We start from the raw sequence: 20,405 nt of genomic DNA on the forward strand, positions 1-20,405 counted from the left end.
GGTCTCAAAGGCCTATTTGGGCATAATGGACAGATTGACAGTGGGGCATGATTTAACTTCCTTTGGCTAGATAACCTTTTGAAATTTGAAATATCAACTAAAAAATTATTGCTTATCTTGGTCTGATAGATTTTCAAAAAATTGCTTTAAGAGATCAATTCTTTTGGTTATGCGAGGTATAATACAATCTCTCTTTAAGCTTTTTCAATCGAAGGGGGATTATAACGTATCTAGGGGCACAACATCACCATTATTTTAATAACATAAGCTAAATTTTTAATGCTTATTCTACGATATTGAACTGATTAATCTGCTTCGTTAGTTTCGCAATTGGTTTCGAAATTTCGCAGTTTGTTTCGCAATTCTCTTCAACCTGTTTGTTATACATTCACCCAGAATTATTCCAAACTGAACGCAACATAAATTTAGATTTTCTCAAGTATGATTTGGGAACTAAGTTAGTATGATTTTGTAACGTCATTGTTTAAATATTGAGCTAAAAATGCCATTTTTTCTTTTTGGTGTTATGAAATCATACTTATTTTAGGGGTGTACTTGGTATGATTTCGTAACGTGTTTATATATCTGCCATATACTATAAGAAAACATTGTTGTTTGTTGGTGGAAAAAATCATTTTTAAAGTATCAAATATAGGGTAAAAAAGACTAATAAAAAATTTTGGTCGAGAACAAGCTACTTCGCTAAACAATTACGCCATTTATGAGAGGCGGTTTTTGTTGGTCGTAAGTCATGAATATTTACGCCATTTTTAATAACTTCATCTACTGGCTCAATCGTTACCGCATAATAAGACAATCTACCCTTTCCACCTTGTCGGCTTTTCTCTATCCAGCCTTTTTCTTCAAGTCCTTTTAATGTTTTGCTTAATAGCTGTCGGCTAATATTTAGCTCTTCATCAGCCCTGTTATATGGTAATGCTAAATAGCCATTATTTGAGCCGTTATACTCTCCGTAAAGGTGTAGAAATACTTTTGTTTCTGTGCTTGTTAAACTGCGAAAATGAGGGCTTTTTAAAATATCTTTTCTAAGCCCTACAAAAGGGCTTGTATCTCTTCTCGCTTTATTTCTTGCGTGGCTTGCCATATAATTAACCTGTTCAATTTTAATTTAATCTTGCCTATGCCCCCGTGATGAAAGCATAGGCATTTTTTTCTAGTTAAATCGTTGTAAAATGTTTTGCGTTGCCAATTCATTGAAAGCTACTTCTCCCCTTAATTGAGCTTTCATATTGGCGAACTTAATCAAACGCTCTGCGGTTAATCGGTCAGGAATACTATAACGGTAGTATTTGTTGTTGCCGTCTGCTGTTTTCTCCCATTCCCGATGGAGTTTAATGTCGAGCTTATTCTCAAGTGAAGATATATAGTTTCTTCCGCTAGTGAAATTAAGCTGAAATACGCCCTCCCTCTCTGAAAAGCTACCACCATTTCTAAACGTGAAATTAATTAGTCTTTCTTCATTTGTTAATTTATTCATTGTTTTACTCTCCTAAGTCCACCAGCCCTATGATTTGCTGTTTTAATTCTTCAATATCCATTAATGCTAAAGTTGCTTTCTCACTAATAAATCCTAATGCCTCCTCTAATTGGTAATCCGTTGCCTGTTTATCTAATATTTCATCAGCTATCTGATAAATACTTTCAATCATCGTTAAAATACCGCCTAGCGTTGCCGTATTGCGATTTTCTGTATTAACTTGAATTTGTATTGCTCATTATTAAAACCCTCCTATGATCGTTATATTAAAGATTTTTGGTTTTGCGGTTTTCTGCTAGTCTTTTAATAAAAGCTAATATCTCGCTTTCTAGATAACCGACAGAATTTACGCCTAAATGGATTTTCTGAGGGAAGTCAGGTCGGTAACGTTTGGAATTTTGATTCTGCCAGTCTGAAAAGGTGGTTTTACCTACGCCCAGCATTTTCATTACATCAATACGTCGGATAATGCGGTCTGTTTGAAATTGTTGATTCATTGGTTTTCTCCGTAAATTTAGTGTTGGAACTGATAAACCCTTTTGGGCTTTCGTTGTTTCGGAGAGGATTATGGCGTGTAAAAAGAGGTACTAATAGACTGAATAGTCTTGTTGAGTATAGATATTCTAGGTAATAAAAAAGGGCTATCCCCTTTTGAGGAATAGCCCTTTAAAAATGTTACAAACCAATCAAATAAAGCCTTTAAAGGTATCAACCCCTTTTGGAGTTCTACCTCTATTTTTAACTTTATTAGGTATTAAAATTTGATAAAACGCCTCACATAATTTTAAGCTATCAGAATAGTACTTTTTAATATAATCTTCGAAATCTTTCTTTGTTGGATAAGAATGAGGATTATCAATATCACATTTTTCAGCAATCACTTTCGAGAGTCTAAACACTAGCTCTAGATTCTCGCTTGAATGTCCATAAATAGAAGAATTGTTATAATTAATTATTTTTGGTGATGATTGCCCTTTTAATTCTGCTATTTCAGCCTTTAACTTATTATTCTCTGCTATAAGTTGCTTTATGGTTAAATCTCTGTCATCCACAGTATTTAATGAACTCTCGTTTATCTTTGATTCAATTGTACTACGCATAGTGTTAATACTTAAGATACTCTCTATTCTTTCTCTTTTCACATAGATATCAGATTGCTCTCTTGGCAAATAATCCACTGAAGATTCATGCTCTGGTTGTTCTACATCATCAAACATAAGCCAGTTAGGTAATGAATTATCTCGAACGTATTCTAAGGTATCAAAAAAAAGATTTGGGGGTAAATATGTTTCTTTTTTATCAATCTCTAAAGGAACATCGAACACATCAATTCCGTGTTGCTCATGCCATTCAGCAAACTCCTCATTCCCCCATATTGGTTCATCACTATTTCTAATATCATGAGGCGATAACTTAATTAGTAAATATCTTGCGATTTCTCCATATGATGATTTTGGATTATGCTCTTTCAGAAAATCTAACAATTCAGATATTGAAATATACTCTTGTTGCCGTTGTTGTTTTAGATGTAATAATTCGCTTTGAATGTCAATCATAAAACGCCCCTTAGCGTTGCCCTTATTGGAGGAAGTGCGACAAATAGCAATAAGGGTTACTATCTTTCAGTGTGGTTAATTACGCCTCACCTAGTCGCACTATGTTCAATCTCTATTTAATCTAAAGTTTTCTAAATTAGTAAAATATACTAAATAACATCTCAATTTTACTAAGTTTTATTAAGTTTTAAACTACTATCTGTAAATGATATTTAGGAATTGCCCCTTGCGAACATTCTTCAATAAAATCACCCCATACTTGAAGTAATTTAAATCTCTGCTCTAATCGTTCGCCACGGTCATAAGCCGCCTTAATTCGGTCTGACTTCATGTGAGATAATGCCACCTCAATCAATTCGCTATCATAGCCTTTCTCATTAAGGTAAGTACTAGCAATAGCCCTTAATCCATGAGCCACCAACTTTCCTTTATACCCCATTCGTTTAATCGCACTATTAGCTGTCTGTGTATTTACGTGTGATTGTGGATTTTTCATACTAGGGAATAAATAAGTTTTTCCCCCGCTCAATTTCTTAATTTCTCTCAATAAAGCTAAGGCTTGTCGTGATAGTGTTATCTTATGAACTCTCCCCTTATCATCTTCCTTAATACCTTTTTGAATATAGATAGTCCATATCTTGGCTTTTTCATCAATATCCTCATAGCGTGCTGTTGCCGCCTCATTTGGGCGTGTCATAGTAAGTAATTGCCATAAGATTAAATAACGTGTCTGTAATTGAATTTGAGCGTGATTTAACGTGTATATAAATTCGCTTAAATCTTCGGGCTTAATCGTTTTGAAATGCTCTACTGTTGGGCTATCAAATTCCTTTGATATATTCGCTGTTGGATTTGACTGTATTATTTCTCTGTGTAAAGCATAAGTCATAATCTCATTATGTTTCTGAATTGAGCGTTTAAGTTTCTCTAACTTGCCCTCGTCTTGATATTGTTTAAATGCTTTCAAAGCTAAAGGAGCGGTAATTTGAGAAATTGGTAAATGTCCAAAGTGTGGAAGTAAGTTTCTTCTTATTAAACTTTCTACATCTTTCTGATAGTCAGCTGAAAAATTCTTTTTAGTTTTTCTATATTCAAACCACGCCCACGCTACGGATTCATAGGTATTATTCAGCTCATCTTTTTTTGTTTGTTCTTGTTGTCGGCGGTATGTTGCGGGATCGATGTTTTGAGCAAGCAAGGATAAATATTCCTCTCTGATTGCTCTAGCTTGTTGTAATGAAATATCAGGGTATTTACCGACGCCAATTAATGCTCTTTTCTTCGGCTGTGTGAATGGCTTGTAATAGTTAAATCTCCATAACTTAGCCCCATTGGGTTTAATCAACAAATAAAGCCCTTTACCGTCGGATAACGTGAATTCTTTTTGCTGCGGCTTTGCTTTGTCTATTTTCGTGTTGTTTAGTGGTGTAATTGTGCGTGCCATATCTCACCTTTCTGAATATTAAAACTGTTCTGAATAACTCCGACGACAATTCAGACTTTCTAAAATTTGGATATAGCTAAAATATCGTTAATGTCATTAACCAGCAGACTTTGAATGATTTTAGTTATACCATTTTAGCTATACAGTAATCAGTATAACTAAACGTATAACTAAAATTCAAGGATTTGATAGGTTTTGATAGGTTTCGATAGGATAATAAAAAAGCCTTGAAGTTATTATTTTCAAGGCTTTAAAGTCTTTCATAGGACTTGATAGGTTTATTTTGTGGTGGAGCTGGCGGGAGTTGAACCCGCGTCCGAAATTACTCTACCTTCAGTACTACACGTTTAGTCTCGTCTTTAATTTCACTTAAGCATGCGGACAGACACGCTAAACTTAAGCTAGTTTGATTCAATTTAGTGCTTCGATCCTCAAACGGTGGCTTCCACACGATCTCGTTTTGGTTTGACTCCGCTTTATCCCCGTCTTACGAGCGGAAGCTGGGGAGCGAAGGCTATGAGCAGGTTATTAAGCTGCTAAAGCGTATTGTTCGTCGTTTGCGACTATTTTTTTGCGGTTTATTTACGAGGCCTACCGCACCTCGACGTGCACCTTGGGCTTCGCTAATCCCGTCGAATCCAGAATCAGCCCCAAAATCGTTCGGCAGTTTATCAAAAAATCCAAGAAAGGAAAAGAAGCTATTTATTAACCTAAGAAGTTAGGGTAAAATTTTGCCACTTTTTAATAAGGAATCGAATAATGAAAACATTAAAATCTCTGACCGCACTTTCATTAGGTGCATTATGTTTAGCATTTAACACACAAGTTATTGCAAAAGAAGCAACACCCGCAAAAACAACACAAGCAACTCAACAAGTGACAAAAGCGAGTGATAACATTGACAAATATCTTGCCATCAATATTGGTAATCGTGAAATGGTGGTTGATGAAAATGGCCAAGCATTAAGTGCATTCAAACATGAAATCACTAACATTGGTCAAAAACCAATCAAAAACATTCAATGGGTGGGCGTATATGTGAATAACCGTAAAGTTATTTACAGCCAAGATATGCAAATCAATTTAGAAACTCCATTACAACCGGGTAAATCCATCAATATTAATTTACAAATTCCGTTTGTTCAATTGGCTGAAGATGCTCGTAAAGTCTTTATGAACCAACAAGAAAAAATTGATGTTTATCCTATTGAACGCGTTATCCTGTTTGGTGATAAAACCGTTCTTTCTGATCGTTAATTTTCTTATCTAGCCCACGTAATGTGGGCTTTTTAATAACTGTATACTTGAACAGTTATTTTCTTTTCGATATACTAAAAACACGCCTAATTTTGACCGCACTTATAGCATGAACTCCACCCGAAAAATTATTCACATTGATATGGATTGCTTTTATGCCTCTGTTGAAATCCGTGAAAATCCAACGCTACAGGGCAAACCTGTCGCAGTGGGTGGTAGTTCTCGACAACGTGGTGTGCTCACTACCTGTAATTACGAGGCTCGAAAATTTGGGCTACACAGTGCGATGCCTACGGCACAAGCCATCAAAAAATGCCCTAATCTGATTTTAGTGCCAGTTAATATGCCGCTTTATAAACAGGTATCCGCACAAATTCATCAGATCTTTCAACGCTATACTTCTATCATTGAGCCACTTTCATTAGATGAAGCTTATTTGGATGTCACGGATTGTACACAATGTTCAGGATCTGCCACTTGGATCGCACAAGAAATTCGCCAAGCGATTTTTGATGAATTAAAACTGACCGCCTCAGCTGGCGTTGCCCCCCTTAAATTTCTCGCCAAAATTGCTTCCGATATGAATAAACCGAACGGACAATTTGTGATTCAACCTCATGAAGTTGAACAATTTGTAAAAACACTGCCATTAAAAAAAATCCCTGGCGTAGGCAAAGTCACTTCTGAACGTTTATTAAAAATGGGATTAGAAACTTGCGAAGATGTACAAAAACTCGACCAATCTATTTTGTTAAATATCTTCGGTAAAATGGGCAAGCGAATTTGGGATTTTAGCCATGGCATTGATGATCGTGAAATTCAAGCGCATCGGGAGAGAAAATCTATCGGTGTAGAACGCACTTTATCTGAAAATATTCGTCATCTCGAACAAGGTATAGCGTTGCTAGATAATCTCTATGCCGAGCTTATTCGCCGTATTGAACGAAGTGCGCCGAATGTCCCCTTAACGGCTTTTCGCAAAATTGGGGTGAAATTAAAGTTTGAAGATTTTCAGGTGACAACCTTAGAAAAAACTGGCTTAACTTTATCGTTAGAAAGCTTTCAGCAATTACTGGAACAAATTTGGCAGCGTAGCCATGGGAAGTCTATTCGTCTTGTAGGATTACACGTGACTTTGCCGGAAGAAAGCCATTTAGAACAAATGAGCTTGTGGTAAAACAAAAAAGAAAATGACCGCACTTTTATTCATTCCATCCCGAGTAGGATAACGAAAAAACAAAAGTGCGGTCATTTTTTTATGAATTTGTTGAGTTGGTCGATAAGCCGAGTTCTGTCGTGGACAATCATTCCTCTAGGCGACAAATTACTCTGCCGCTCAAGCAACCTACCCGAACTCTGGACGGGCCACCCATTGAGTTCCTATTTGGTCTTGCTACGAGTGGAGTTTACCTTGCTGCACGTTGTTACCAACGGCACGGTGTGCTCTTACCACACCCTTTCACCCTTACCGTTTTCACGGCGGTCTGCTCTCTGTTGCACTGGTCGTCGGCTCACGCCGCCCGGACGTTATCCGGCACTCTGCCCTTTGTAGCTCGGACTTTCCTCTCGTTTACTTGTCCCACTAGGTCGTGCGAACACGGTTAAGGGCTTCAATAAACCAGCGATTGTCTAACCAACTCGCGGCGTAGTATAGGGGGAATTCAAAGAGCGGTCAAATTTTCATTCTTATTTTTAATAACTTCCGTTAGAATAGCCCCATAAAATACGGTTATTTTCAACCGCACTTCTATCATAAGGATTTCCTATGAATTATTTACAAATCGCACGAGAAACCCTTTCTGTTGAAAGCCAAGCGCTCACACAACTAAGCCAACGCTTAGGTGATGAGTTTTCTCAAGTTGTGGATCTTATCCTTGCTTGCGAAGGTCGTTTAGTTATCGGTGGTATTGGTAAATCAGGGCTAATCGGCAAAAAAATGGTGGCGACTTTTGCTTCCACGGGAACCCCAAGTTTCTTCCTTCACCCGACCGAAGCCTTTCATGGTGATTTAGGTATGTTAAAACCGATCGACATCGTGATGCTGATTTCTTATAGCGGTGAAACCGATGATGTAAATAAACTCATTCCAAGTTTGAAAAACTTTGGTAATAAAATTATTGCTTTAACCAGTAATAAAAACTCGACACTTGCTCACCATGCGGATTATGTTTTAGATATCACCGTAGAGCGTGAAGTCTGTCCAAACAACCTCGCTCCAACCACTTCTGCGTTAGTGACTTTAGCCTTAGGCGATGCCCTTGCGGTTTCATTGATTACTGCTCGCCATTTCCAACCAGCTGATTTTGCGAAATTCCATCCAGGTGGAAGTCTTGGTCGTCGTTTGTTATGCAAAGTGAAAGATCAAATGCAAACTCGCCTACCAATTACGACACCAGATACCAGCTTCACTGATTGTTTAAGCATTATGAATGAAGGTCGTATGGGTGTGGCATTAGTGATGGAAAACCAACAACTTAAAGGCATTATTACCGATGGTGATGTGCGCCGAGCATTAACCGCTAATGGTGCTGACACGCTTAATAAAACCGCGAAAGAACTGATGACCTCGTCACCGAAAACTATTCATGAAAATGAATTCTTAGCGAAAGCGGAAGACTTGATGAAAGAGAAGAAAATCCACTCTCTTGTTGTGGTCAATGATGAAAATAATGTTGTGGGTTTAGTGGAGTTCTCAAGCTAATGATTAACGAAAAATTAAAGAAAATTAAATTGGTCATCACCGATGTTGATGGCGTATTAACTGATGGCCTACTCCATTATGATGCAAATGGCGAAGCCATTAAAAGCTTCCATGTGCGTGATGGACTTGGTGTCAAAATGTTGATGGATGCAGGTATTCAAGTCGCCGTATTATCGGGCAGAGATTCTGCGATTCTGCGTAAGCGAATTAGTGATCTCGGAATTAAATTGTTCTTTTTAGGTAAGCTTGAAAAAGAAAGTGCTTGTTTAGATCTCATGAAACAAGCAGGTGTTACCGCAGAACAAACTGCCTATATTGGTGATGACAGCGTCGATCTCCCTGCTTTTGCAACCTGTGGCCTTTCTTTTGCTGTGGCAGACTCTGCGCCTTATGTGCAAAATGCTGTGGATTATATACTTTCACTTGGCGGCGGGAAGGGTGCATTCCGTGAAATGTCCGATATGATTTTACATGCTCAGGGAAAAGATGAAGTCTATACTTCAGCCAAAGGCTTTTTAAAATCAGTCAAAAATATGGGACAATAACACCTATAACACTATTCAAAATACCTAAAAAAATAACCGCACTTTGATGATTCAAAAGTGCGGTTATTTCTTTATATATTTTATTGATTTGCCGGTAAAGCACCCGAATTCCAAGTTGGTGCTTCAGCTGGTTTCTTCACTTGCAACATAAAGCGCTGATTTGCCGTTGCTTGCGGTTGAACGATCGTACCCGACGGAGTCGAGAACGAAATGCCCCCTTTCAACAATTGCTGTACACTACCGGTATTAAATTCAGCCCCTTTCCAACCAAGGTTGAAATCATAGCCTGATGAAACCCAGAACTCTGAATTTTTACGTACTAAATGTTGATATTTCGGTGTAATCGCAATATGTACCAACACACGATCGCCTAAAGAATTCAATTCAAACTTACGAACGGTTCCCACTTCAACACCTCGATAAAGCACAGGTGATCCTTCCGTTAAATTCATCGCATCACTGGTTTCCAAAATAAATGGCACGCCATTACTGTATTTATTTCGAGGTTGTGCGGTTTGCGCTAAATTAAACTGTGTTTTTGATGGACCTTTACCTAATTCAATATCAATGTAAGGCTGTAAAAGGCTATCTAAATTTTCAATTCCACCCGCTGAGATTTGTGGGGAAATCACTTTAAATACCGTACCTTCTTTTGCAATCATCCCCATATAACTTGGGTTAATTAATGCTTTTGCTGTGATACGATTTGTTTTTTGATCAAGGGCAATCTGCTCAACTTCACCAACATTCATACCAAGATAACGCAAACTCATTCCTTTACTTAAAGCCGTTGCATCATCTGTTATTAACGTAATCACTTGCCCCGCTGATTTAGCTCTCAATTCACTTGGATAAAGTGTTTTATTTTTGCCTGAACCCGTATTATCAAAACTAATTGCGCCTTTTAATGATCGCGCAACCGGTGAAGCCTGGATACTAATGCCTTTCGGCGTAATATCAATCTGTGCCGCACTTTCAACCCAGAATACGCTTTTATCTGTCAGAAGATCTTGATAAGCCGGATAAATATACACATCAATATCAAAATTATTAGCTTTCGGTCTTACGTTAATAATTTTACCCACTTCAAACTGACGATAAAGCACCACAGAACCTTTGCTAATACTTGGCAAATTAGTGGAATGTAACACAATCGTTGGATTCACTAAGTTGCCCGTAACGCCTGTTTCTGCACTGCTAATATCCTTATAAAGTGGATAGGTAGAATGCGGTGCGCCACTTCCTTTTTTCGCTAAGACACGCACGCCACCTTGCAACCATTTTGATGGTGTTGCAGATTCAAAACGTAAGCCATCAATACCCAAACTCACATCAAAATTAGAGGCAGCGACAAACTGGGTGTTTTCATGAATAAGATTGCGATATTCTGATGCAATCGCCACTTCAAATTTGACACCATCAACATTCAAGTGCTGTTTCACAATTTGCCCAATGGCAATATTGTTATAAAACACCGACTGTCCTTCCGCGATACCATAAGTCTCTGGTGCCGTTAAGGTCAAAACCAAGGTATTTGGTGCTTTGAGTAATAACTCATTTTCTCGAATGACTTCGAATTGCGTTTTGCTTTCCCCACTTCCTGGAATAATTTCGAAATAATCACCACGGAAGAATTTCTGTGGGTTAGCAATATCGCCTAAATCTAACTTACGATTTTTTAATACAATATGTGTATTGGTTTTTAAGAGATTTGCCTGGCTTGGCTCAATTAATAATGTCCCTTGTAAAATATCTTCATTGTTTTCGACTGTTCTTAAAGACGAAAGCAAACCAACTTGCTCATCACCATAATAAACTGAAGTTTGTCCTGCTTGTAAACCGGCTGAAACAGGTAGAGTCACCTCAACTTCAATCCCGCGTTTAGCCGCTTGTAAATTAGAATAAAGGATATAATTGCTATTAGTCACCGCTTGCGGGCTATCTGATGGCGAATCGAATGATACGGCACCTTGCACCACAGCATTTAAACTTTCCACCGACACATTCATACCGGATGAATTAATATTGGCGTTAATACCGCTAATATTCCAGAAACGTGAATCTTTCTTCACAAAATGCGCAAAGGCCTTATCAATTACTACATCAATTTCAACTTTATTGTCTTTATTAAATCGGTAATCATAAATTTTCCCGACTGGCATTTTTTTGAAATACACAGAAGCACCAATCGAAATTGAACCTAAATCATCTGAAATTAAATGAATTAACAAATCCCCTGGATTGACTTGCGCAATAGGACCTTGCTCTTCCGCAATAAATTCATCTTCAGAGTCACCATCACCTGGCTGGAGCGTAATATAATTTCCTGAAACTAAAGAGTCTAAACCCGAAATCCCCGCAAGAGACACACTCGGCTGAACAAGCCAGAACTTGGTATTTTCTTTTAACACTTCTGTTGCTTCAGAATAAATATTTGCCTCAACTTTCACTTTTTGCATATTGTCGGTAAAGTTAACCTTCTTCACGACACCAATTTGCAAACCTTGATAGCGAATAGGGGTTTTATCTGCAACGAGCCCAGCCCCATTAGAGAACGTGATCGTAATAGTCTTTCCTCGTTCTTGTACAATTTGGAAAAATAAAATGGCACCAATACATAATGCGATAAAAGGTAACAACCAAAACGGTGAGATGCGTTTATTCTTACGTAATAACGCTTCTACATTGTTAGATTGCTCATCAATAGATTGAGATTCTGGTTTATTGTTTTCTGTCATAAATTTTCCAAATTAATCGACTATCAAACTGAGAAGTTGAAATCATAGTTAAAAACACTGCTGCACCGAAATAAAATGCCGCAGGGCCTACAGTAAAATTAATAATCTGTCCGCGTGTTACTAGAGACATCATCAAGGCTAGCACAAAAAGATCCAGCATTGACCAACGTCCTACAAAGTGAACGATATGTAATAATCGCATTTGCCATTTAATTGAATGTCGCCATTTAAAATGCACGCTAGCCAGTAAATACAACATAATTAGGATTTTGCTTACGGGCACAAAAATACTGGCAAAGAATACCACGAAAGCAACAAAATAGCTGCCCATGCTTATAAATGACATCACGCCCGACATTAAGGTATCTTGTGACAAATTGCCTGTTAAATAAACGCCAGATATTGGGAGCAAGTTTGCAGGGAAAAGCATAATAATCCCGGCTATTAATGTTGCCCAAACGCGTTGCAATTTTATACTATCGGGTGTTTCAATAAGCGATGCACAACGTGGGCAAATGGCTCGATGACGGTGATCGTATTGTTGATCTTCTTTTAAAAAAGTGTAATCGCAAGCGGTACAAAGCTCTAAAGGTTTATCACTTTTGGTAACCGGTTTCTGATCGGGATAAAAATCATGCCATAAATCATCTAAATTAATTTTAATGAATAATAAAGTGGTTAAAAGCGCAGTAAAAACAAAAGCAATTAAATACACATCCACTTCTAATGTGGCATATTCGCGCACTTTAAACATGGTAACAGCCAGTGCAACTAAATAAACGTCGAACATCACCCAAGGCTTAATATAACCCACAAATAATAAGACATTACGTGGCTTAATTTTGAGTAATTTAGAAAGCTGCAACATAATGACTAAAATCGCAAAAGACACCGGCATTAAAATCGCACAGATAAAAATCATAAATGCGGTATAGGCATAACCACTCACCGCCATTTTCCAAATACCTTGCCAAACGGAAGCATCAATTTTAGTGCCCAGTAAATCTAAACTTAATAGAGGATAACCTAAAGCAAACGGCATTAAAATTAAGATAGAAAGGGCAATTAATGAGCAACGCTTAAGTGACCAACGACTACCCGATTGCAATTTCTGATGGCAACGCGGACATTGTGCGTACTCCCCCGCTTGCGGACGACAAACAGACACTGTTGCGTCACATCCAATGCAACGCACAAGTTTATAAGTAGCATGAGTAAAATCAGGTGTTTTTGTCATTATTTCATCAAAAATTTAAAAAGTGGACTATTTTAGCCTTAATTGAGGGGATTTGTGAAGTTATACATCTGTGCTAGAAACGGAATTATTCCGCCCAACCATTGTCAATCCTTATAAAAGTGCGGTAAACTGTGCAAGTTTTTATTTTTATCCTAGGAAAACGCAGAAATGACAGATTCTCAAGTTGAAGCCCAAGCTGAAAATAATGCTGAAGGCGTTCAAAAATTAACTGATACAAAAGCGATTATTGCATATCTTGTAGAAAAATTCCCGCTTTGCTTTATTGCAGAAGGTGAAGCAAAACCATTAAAAATTGGTCTTTTCCAAGATCTTGCTGAAGCATTAAAAGATGATGAACGTGTCAGCAAAACTCAATTGCGTCAGGCTTTACGTCAATACACTTCTAACTGGCGCTATTTACACGGCTGCCGTGAAGGAGCTGAGCGTGTGGATTTATACGGCAACCCAGCTGGTGTATTAGACGCTGAACACGTTTCTCATGCGGCTCAACAATTAGCTGAAGCAAAAGCTAAATTTGCAGAAAAACGTAAAGCAGAATTAGCAACGAAAAAAACACAACAAAAACGACCTGCTCGTAAACCAAATTCAAATCAAGCAATTCGCAAACCAAAAGCACCACAAGTAAAACTAAGTGCGGTTGATTTCACAACACTTTCTGCGGGTAGCAAAGTGAAAGTGAAAGTGGCTGAACAAGCGAAAAATGCGACGGTATTAAATGTGGAAAAAGATGGCGCACGCGTAGAACTTGAAAATGGTTTAGTGATGACAGTCACCGCAGATCGTTTATTTGCCTAATAATTTATTTCTTATCGGGAAAGGTTAAATGAAATTACATACAACCAAAAGTCTTATTGCGACAGCAATTTTAGGTGCGTTATTTCTTCATTCGTCTGACACATTTGCTGTGCAGCCGAAATTAAAGCAAAGTGATATTACGATTCCTTCGGCAACTGATGCAAATCAGTTAGCAACTAAGCGTGCAACGACACGTTTAACCCAATCACATTATCGTAAATTCCAGCTTGATGACGCCTTTTCCGAAAAGATTTTTGATCGTTATATTAAAAGTTTAGATTACAGCCATAACACCTTTTTAAAATCAGATATTGATGATTTACGTGCTAAATATGGCTCAAAATTAGATGACCAACTTAATGAGGGCGATCTTTCTGCAGCATTTGCTATTTACGATCTGATGATGAAACGTCGTTATGAGCGTTATGCTTATGCTCTATCTCTATTAGATAAAGAACCAGATTTAAAAGGTAATGATCAAATTGAGATCGATCGTGAAAAAGCCGCTTTCCCAGCAACGGAAGAAGAAGCGAATAAGCTTTGGGAAGAACGCGTCAAAAATGATGTAATCAGCCTGAAATTAAAAGATAAAAAATGGCCTGAAATTAAAGAAAAACTCACTAAACGTTACAATTTAGCGATTCGTCGATTAACTCAAACTAAAGCAGATGATATTGTTCAGATTTATATTAATGCCTTTGCTCGAGAAATAGACCCACATACAAGCTACCTTGCGCCACGTACTGCAAAAAGCTTTAATGAAAGCATGAACCTTTCTTTAGAAGGGATTGGTGCAACATTACAATCTGAAGATGACGAAACCAGTATTAAGTCTTTAGTACCAGGTGCACCGGCTGAACGCAGTAAGAAATTGCAAGCGGGCGATAAAATCATTGGTGTGGGCCAAGAAAAAGGCGAAATCGAAGATATTATCGGTTGGCGTTTAGAAGATATCGTTGACAAAATCAAAGGTAAAAAAGGAACAAAAGTTCGTCTTGAAATTGAACCTGCAAAAGGTGGGAAAAGCCGTATTGTCACTTTAGTTCGCGATAAAGTCCGTATTGAAGACCAAGCAGCAAAACTTACAGTTTCTAAAGTAGATGGTGAAACTGTTGGTGTCATTAAAATTCCAAGTTTCTATATTGGCTTAACTGATGATGTGAAAAAATTATTAGTAGATGCTGAGAAGAAAAAAATTGGCGCTTTAATTGTGGATCTTCGTGAGAATGGCGGCGGTGCATTAACAGAAGCCGTGGCATTAAGCGGTTTATTCATCACTGATGGTCCTGTGGTACAAGTACGAGATGCGTATCAACGTATTCGTGTACACGAAGATGATGACAATGCTCAACAATATAAAGGACCATTGTTGGTAATGATTAATCGTTTCAGTGCATCAGCCTCTGAAATTTTTGCTGCGGCAATGCAAGATTACAATCGTGGTATCATTATTGGGCAAAATACCTTTGGTAAAGGTACCGTACAACAAAGTCGTTCATTAAACTTTGTTTATGATTTAGACCAAACACCACTTGGTGTATTGCAATATACTATCCAAAAATTCTATCGAATTAATGGTGGTTCAACCCAATTAAAAGGTGTCGCTGCAGATATTAATTTCCCTGAAATTATTGATGCCAAAGAAATTGGTGAAGAAAAAGAAGACAACGCATTACCTTGGGATAAAATTCCACCGGCGACTTATTCTGAAACCAATAAAGCACGTAAAGATGTTGAAGCATTAAATGAAAAACATCTAGAGCGTATTGCAAAAGATCCTGAATTTATTGCTTTAAATGAAGATCTTAAAATCCGTGATGAACGTCGCGAGCGCAAATTCTTATCATTGAATTTCCAAGAGCGTAAAGCGGAAAATGATAAGGATGATGCGAGACGTTTAAAAGATCTCAATGATCGTTTTAAACGTGAAGGTAAAAAAGCATTAAAAGATATTGATGATTTGCCAAAAGACTATGAAGCACCTGATTTCTTCTTAAAAGAAGCGGAAAAAATGGCAGCTGATTTAGTTAAACTTAATGCGAATCAACAAAAAGTGGATGCTGAAATAAAACAAGAAGCGGCAAAAGCAACAAAATAACGATTATTTTGACCGCACTTTGGCAGATGAAAAAAAACTGAAGTGCGGTTATTTTTTATGAATATTTTTAAAGGTACAGCAATGTTAAAAGGAACAATGAAATTAAGCGCATTAGTCTTATCATTATCAATGATGACGTCAGGTTGTGCATTAGCTGAATGGGCCAAAACAGTTGGACAGCCTCAACAAGCCGAAAATAAAGGCGTTGATATGTCTAAATTAAGTCCAGAAGAGCGAGCAAAACTTGAAGCTGAAATCAAAGAAGATCAAGCTCGTCTTGCCGCTGAAAAGCAAGCGATGCTAGAGATGTCATTAACGCATGAAATTGGTGAACAAAATCTACAGTTCAAACCAATTTTGGCTAAATTATATGCCGATAATAAATATGACCTAATGTGGAAAGACAAGGCGGCTGAGAAACAATTCCTACGTGAATATGCAGCCATGGTGGCATCTGGTATTTCTAAACGTTCAGCTCAATCGTTAGTCAATTTACATAATGCTGAAAAAACGGGCGGACTCACCTATGATGTGTTGTTAAGTGATGCTTTCCTTGATTACTTGTATTACAGCAAGAACGTAAATCAACAAGCACAACGTTGGTTATACGCAACGAATGCTTATAAACCAGAATTACCAAATCAAGAAATTATTGACCAATGGCAAAGTGCGGTTAAAAACAATGCCGTTTCTGGTTTTATAAACGGATTATCTAACCATAATCGTTTATACCGTGAAACCGTACAAGCACTTCCATCGATGATTTCAGCTTCAGGTATTTCTGCAATGGGTAAAAAACTCGCTCTTAATGCACAACGTTTACGCGTTATTCCTGATTTTGAAAATGGAATCTTTGTTAATATTCCAAGCTATCAATTGAAATATTATCGTGATGGCAAAGCAATTTTAGAATCGCGCGTTATCGTGGGGAAAAATGAACGTCGTACACCAGTGATGTACAGCCGTTTGAGCAATGTGGTTGTTAATCCACCTTGGAATGCTCCAACACGTTTAATCAATGAAGATATTTTACCGAAATTAAAACGTGACCCAGGCTACGCGGCTGCACACAACTACTCTATTTTGGACAGTAAAGGTAATACTATCGATCCTTACTCGATTAATTGGAGTAGTATTGGGGATAAATTCCCATACCGTATCCGTCAAGCCGCTGGCGACAGTGCATTAGGTAACTACAAATTTAATATGCCAAGCTCTGATGCGATTTATCTTCACGATACACCAAATCATAGCTTATTCAGCAAAAAAGACCGTGCATTAAGCTCAGGTTGTGTACGTGTAGAAAAATCCGATCAACTTGCCTCTATTCTGTTACAAGAAGCTGGTTGGTCAGAAGATAAAAAACGTAACGTTTTAGAAAGTAAGAAAACAACGTCTGCGAGCATTCGTACAAATGATCCTGTATTCTTGTATTATGTGACTGCATGGGTTGAAAACGGCCAAACACAAGTTTTACCGGATATTTATAAATACGACGATAGCGCGACTTTTAATGGTATTGACTGGGCTGTTGTAAAAAAATATCTTTAAACAATGTTCACGCTAGAACTTTTTAAAGAAAAAATTGTCTAGGGTGAGAGATGGGTAATAAAAGAGACTAAAAAAATGGGTAACATTGACAAAAATCGTCGTAAATGGCTTTCATTAGGCGGCATCGTTTTAGGCGCAAGCATGATGCCGAGTACGGTGTTAGCAATGGTCTCTACCCCTAAACCTCGCATTCTTAGCTTCTATAATGTCAACACCAATGAACGATTAAGCGGTGAGTTCTCAGCAACAACTGGATTTAATCGTTCATTACTTGGTAAACTTGATTACTTCATGAGAGATCGCCGTACAGATCAAGTACGCCGAATGGATCCAAATCTCTTCATGAAGTTTTATCATTTACAAAGTGATTTAGGTTTACGTACTGCGCAAATTGATGTGATTTGTGGCTATCGTAGTGCTGCGACAAATGCCATGCGTCGTAGACAAAGTCGTGATGTAGCAAGCAACAGCTATCATATTAAAGGCCAAGCGATTGATTTTAAAATCCCTGGTGTGCCTTTAGCAAGATTACGCCAAGCGGCTGAAAATCTTGATAGCGGTGGTGTAGGATATTATCCGTATAGTAATTTTATTCACGTAGATACTGGCCCTGTAAGAACATGGCGTGGTGCATAAAAAACAGTTTAATTTTAGACCGCACTTTAGTGCGGTTTTTTGTTATCAACGATAAGGAAAAAAAGATGAATATTGAAATTATTCCAGTTACAGCCTTTCAGCAAAATTGCTCTCTTATTTGGGATGATGAAAAAAATGCGGCAATTATCGATCCTGGTGGTAATGCGGAAAAGCTTATTCAACGCATTGAGGAATTAGAATTAAACCTAAAAGCAGTCTTATTGACGCATGGTCATCTTGATCATGTAGGGGCTGCAGAAGCGATTCGCGATCATTTTAACATTGAAATTTGGGGCTCACAGGAAGAAGATCGTTTCCTTTTTGAAAGTCTACCACAGCAATCTCAGCAGTTTGGCTTACCTTATATTTCTGCATTTACACCTGATCGCTGGTTTAATCAAGAAGGCGAAAAAATTCAAATTGGTACATTTACCTTTGAAATTCTTCATCTTCCTGGTCATACACCTGGCCACATTGGTTTTATTGAGCATGAAAAAAATATTGCTTTTACTGGCGATGTCCTTTTCCAAAACAGCATTGGTCGTACAGACTTCCCTCGTGGGGATTTCGATACATTAATCTCATCAATCAAAAATAAATTATTTACATTAAATGATGATATGGTTGTTATTGCAGGACATGGCCCTTACACAACTATTGGACAAGAAAAACGAAGCAATCCGTTTTTGAAGTAAAGATCTGAATTTTGGATAAAAAAAAGCTCCTAATTTCTTAGGAGCACCAAAAAGGAATTTATGAATAAAATCTCTAAAGTTTAGCTTTATCAAAGGAATCTCGATAAAACGCTAACGATTATATTGACATATTCTGACAAATGCAAGCTTTTTCTTTACACTAATTTACAAATCTTTACAGTTTGCTATTTTTATAACCACTTCGACGGCTTTTTCCATCCCTTCAAGGGTCACTAATTCATGTTTGCTATGGAAATTATAGCCACCAGTAAAGATATTTGGACAAGCTAATCCTTTTTCCGCTAAAAATGCCCCATCGGTTCCACCTCGTATTGGTTTGTGATTTGGTATAATACCGCAAGCTTTCATTGCTGCATCCGCGAGCTTAATCGCCTGTGGGACATTTTTGACTGTGTCATACATATTTTTATAACTGTCTTCAATCACACATTCCACAGGGTCTTTTAGGCTTTTCTCTCTATTAAATTTTTCTACAAGTTGATAAATAAACGCTTTACGTTGCTCAAAATTAGCTTGGTCAAAATCTCGAATGAGATAATGTAACTCAACTTTCTCAATATCCCCTTTAAAATCATCTAAATGGAAAAAACCCTCTTTTCCTGATGTTTTTTCGGGAACATCATCTTTTGGAAAGCCTTGTTGAAACTCACAAGCTAAGGTAAGCGCATTCACTAATTTGTTTTTCGCATAACCTGGATGAATTCCCCGTCCTTTAAAGGTGATTTTTGCCGTTGCCGCATTAAAATTCTCATACTCGAGCTCGCCCACTTCCCCACCATCAATGGTATATGCCCAATCACAAGGGAAATCATCTAATGGGAAATAATGCATTCCTAAGCCTATTTCTTCATCAGGCGTAAATGCCACTCTAATATTGCAATGTGGGATATTTTCCTGTTGTAAGACAGAAAGTGCGGTCATAATTTCTGCGATTCCAGCTTTATTATCCGCACCAAGTAAAGTGGTTCCATCTGTCACAATCAAAGTTTTGCCAATAAGCTGATGTAAAAATGGATAATACACGGGACTAATAAACTCTTCCCCTAAACCTAATGCAATATCTCCCCCGCGATAGTTTTCGATCACTTCGGGTTGAACATTTTTACCGCTACATTGTGGTGAGGTATCTAAGTGGGAAATAAAACCAATGGTTTGTGTTAAATCAGGATGATTTGAGGGTAAATAAGCCGTGACGACGGCATGCTTAGTTACATTGACATCTTGTAAACCAAGTTCAATTAATTCTTGCTGCAAATGCAACGCTAATTTCATTTGTCCTGGCGAACTGGGTGAATGTTTTGCGGACGATTTAGATTGCGTATCAAACGCGACATAAGTTAAAAATCGCTGTAATAATTCATTGTTATTATGTTCTTCCATTTTAAAATTCTCCTTTATATCGGCACTAGTCTAATCCCAAAATTCGTTGCAGTTCTTGATATATAACAATAAAGTAGAGAGTTATAAGATTTTCTGAAAAAAGTGCGGTCAAATTTTCGATAAATTTTTTCCTAAAAACACGATTAAATCCTTTTCATCATTAACAATTCGCTATATCATATCTGTTCAATTTTATGTCGCCCCTGCATCATTTTTTGCAGGTTTATTTCTA

18 protein-coding genes and 2 other RNA genes are annotated in these 20,405 nt (G+C 37.6%); 9 read left to right on the forward strand and 11 right to left on the reverse strand.

Annotation, left to right across the window (positions count from 1 at the left end):
- Window positions 1–694 precede the first annotated feature (694 nt).
- The 7 genes from DPV81_RS01435 to ssrA form a co-directional block, all read right to left on the reverse strand.
- Entirely contained in the window at window positions 695–1,105 is a 411-nt protein-coding gene (locus DPV81_RS01435) for an ArsR family transcriptional regulator (RefSeq protein ID WP_111386349.1), read from the reverse strand.
- A 69-nt stretch (window positions 1,106–1,174) separates the two neighbouring features.
- On the reverse strand, window positions 1,175–1,498 hold the full coding sequence (locus DPV81_RS01440; protein WP_111386351.1) for a PM1773 family protein: 324 nt from the start codon (window positions 1,496–1,498) through the stop codon (window positions 1,175–1,177).
- Window positions 1,499–1,502: 4 nt separating this feature from the next.
- Window positions 1,503–1,670, reverse strand: coding sequence for a hypothetical protein (locus DPV81_RS09405; RefSeq protein ID WP_165818946.1), 168 nt, complete (start codon window positions 1,668–1,670; stop codon window positions 1,503–1,505).
- A gap of 94 nt (window positions 1,671–1,764) precedes the next feature.
- A complete protein-coding gene (locus DPV81_RS01445; protein WP_111386353.1) occupies window positions 1,765–1,995 on the reverse strand; it encodes a helix-turn-helix transcriptional regulator in 231 nt (76 codons plus the stop codon).
- A 189-nt stretch (window positions 1,996–2,184) separates the two neighbouring features.
- A complete protein-coding gene (locus DPV81_RS01450) occupies window positions 2,185–3,054 on the reverse strand; it encodes a hypothetical protein (RefSeq protein ID WP_111386355.1) in 870 nt (289 codons plus the stop codon).
- Between the two features lie 187 nt (window positions 3,055–3,241).
- The gene (locus DPV81_RS01455) at window positions 3,242–4,498 is read right to left on the reverse strand and encodes an integrase arm-type DNA-binding domain-containing protein (protein WP_111386357.1); all 1,257 of its coding nucleotides are present in this window, start codon (window positions 4,496–4,498) and stop codon (window positions 3,242–3,244) included.
- Window positions 4,499–4,784: 286 nt separating this feature from the next.
- Window positions 4,785–5,150, reverse strand: a transfer-messenger RNA (tmRNA) gene (gene ssrA, locus DPV81_RS01460).
- 107 nt (window positions 5,151–5,257) lie between these two features.
- Between ssrA and DPV81_RS01465 the strand changes: the two genes are divergently transcribed.
- Together DPV81_RS01465 and dinB are read left to right on the forward strand one after the other, a co-directional pair.
- A complete protein-coding gene (locus DPV81_RS01465) occupies window positions 5,258–5,755 on the forward strand; it encodes a hypothetical protein (RefSeq protein WP_049372660.1) in 498 nt (165 codons plus the stop codon).
- A gap of 109 nt (window positions 5,756–5,864) precedes the next feature.
- A complete protein-coding gene (gene dinB, locus DPV81_RS01470) occupies window positions 5,865–6,932 on the forward strand; it encodes a DNA polymerase IV (RefSeq protein WP_111386359.1) in 1,068 nt (355 codons plus the stop codon).
- 87 nt (window positions 6,933–7,019) lie between these two features.
- Here dinB and rnpB read toward each other — a convergent pair.
- Window positions 7,020–7,396, reverse strand: an RNA gene (gene rnpB, locus DPV81_RS01475) — RNase P RNA component class A.
- 124 nt (window positions 7,397–7,520) lie between these two features.
- Between rnpB and DPV81_RS01480 the strand changes: the two genes are divergently transcribed.
- The gene (locus tag DPV81_RS01480) at window positions 7,521–8,456 is read left to right on the forward strand and encodes a KpsF/GutQ family sugar isomerase (RefSeq protein ID WP_070582246.1); all 936 of its coding nucleotides are present in this window, start codon (window positions 7,521–7,523) and stop codon (window positions 8,454–8,456) included.
- Window positions 8,456–9,001: a KdsC family phosphatase gene (locus DPV81_RS01485; protein WP_065285379.1), complete on the forward strand. Its 546-nt coding sequence runs from the start codon at window positions 8,456–8,458 to the stop codon at window positions 8,999–9,001. The genes DPV81_RS01480 and DPV81_RS01485 overlap by 1 nt, the downstream gene beginning before the upstream one ends.
- A gap of 80 nt (window positions 9,002–9,081) precedes the next feature.
- Here DPV81_RS01485 and DPV81_RS01490 read toward each other — a convergent pair whose 3' ends face one another.
- Both DPV81_RS01490 and DPV81_RS01495 read right to left on the reverse strand, forming a co-directional pair.
- Window positions 9,082–11,739 (reverse strand): PqiB family protein, encoded by a 2,658-nt coding sequence (locus tag DPV81_RS01490; RefSeq protein WP_070867993.1) that lies wholly within the window; start codon window positions 11,737–11,739, stop codon window positions 9,082–9,084.
- Entirely contained in the window at window positions 11,723–12,976 is a 1,254-nt protein-coding gene (locus DPV81_RS01495; protein ID WP_111386361.1) for a paraquat-inducible protein A, read from the reverse strand. Before DPV81_RS01495 ends, DPV81_RS01490 begins: the two co-directional genes overlap by 17 nt.
- Before the next feature lie 168 nt (window positions 12,977–13,144).
- Here DPV81_RS01495 and proQ point away from each other — a divergent pair, with 168 nt between their 5' ends.
- From proQ to DPV81_RS01520, 5 genes are all read left to right on the forward strand, one after another.
- On the forward strand, window positions 13,145–13,792 hold the full coding sequence (gene proQ, locus DPV81_RS01500; protein WP_111386363.1) for an RNA chaperone ProQ: 648 nt from the start codon (window positions 13,145–13,147) through the stop codon (window positions 13,790–13,792).
- A 28-nt stretch (window positions 13,793–13,820) separates the two neighbouring features.
- The gene (prc, locus tag DPV81_RS01505; RefSeq protein ID WP_070582243.1) at window positions 13,821–15,890 is read left to right on the forward strand and encodes a carboxy terminal-processing peptidase; all 2,070 of its coding nucleotides are present in this window, start codon (window positions 13,821–13,823) and stop codon (window positions 15,888–15,890) included.
- An 81-nt stretch (window positions 15,891–15,971) separates the two neighbouring features.
- Window positions 15,972–17,441, forward strand: a complete 1,470-nt coding sequence (locus DPV81_RS01510; protein ID WP_111386365.1) for a L,D-transpeptidase family protein — start codon at window positions 15,972–15,974, stop codon at window positions 17,439–17,441.
- A gap of 75 nt (window positions 17,442–17,516) precedes the next feature.
- Entirely contained in the window at window positions 17,517–18,077 is a 561-nt protein-coding gene (gene mepK, locus DPV81_RS01515; RefSeq protein ID WP_049365945.1) for a peptidoglycan L,D-endopeptidase MepK, read from the forward strand.
- A gap of 65 nt (window positions 18,078–18,142) precedes the next feature.
- Window positions 18,143–18,772 carry an MBL fold metallo-hydrolase gene (locus DPV81_RS01520; protein WP_111386367.1) on the forward strand — a complete coding sequence of 210 codons (630 nt, stop codon included), beginning with the start codon at window positions 18,143–18,145 and terminating at the stop codon, window positions 18,770–18,772.
- A 165-nt stretch (window positions 18,773–18,937) separates the two neighbouring features.
- On the opposite strand, the gene pepT is transcribed toward DPV81_RS01520, so the two are convergent.
- Window positions 18,938–20,173, reverse strand: coding sequence for a peptidase T (pepT, locus tag DPV81_RS01525; protein ID WP_111386369.1), 1,236 nt, complete (start codon window positions 20,171–20,173; stop codon window positions 18,938–18,940).
- Window positions 20,174–20,405 lie beyond the last annotated feature (232 nt).

The sequence above is a fragment of the Haemophilus parainfluenzae genome, from assembly GCF_003252795.1.
In the GTDB taxonomy this organism is placed as follows: domain Bacteria; phylum Pseudomonadota; class Gammaproteobacteria; order Enterobacterales; family Pasteurellaceae; genus Haemophilus_D; species Haemophilus_D parainfluenzae_K.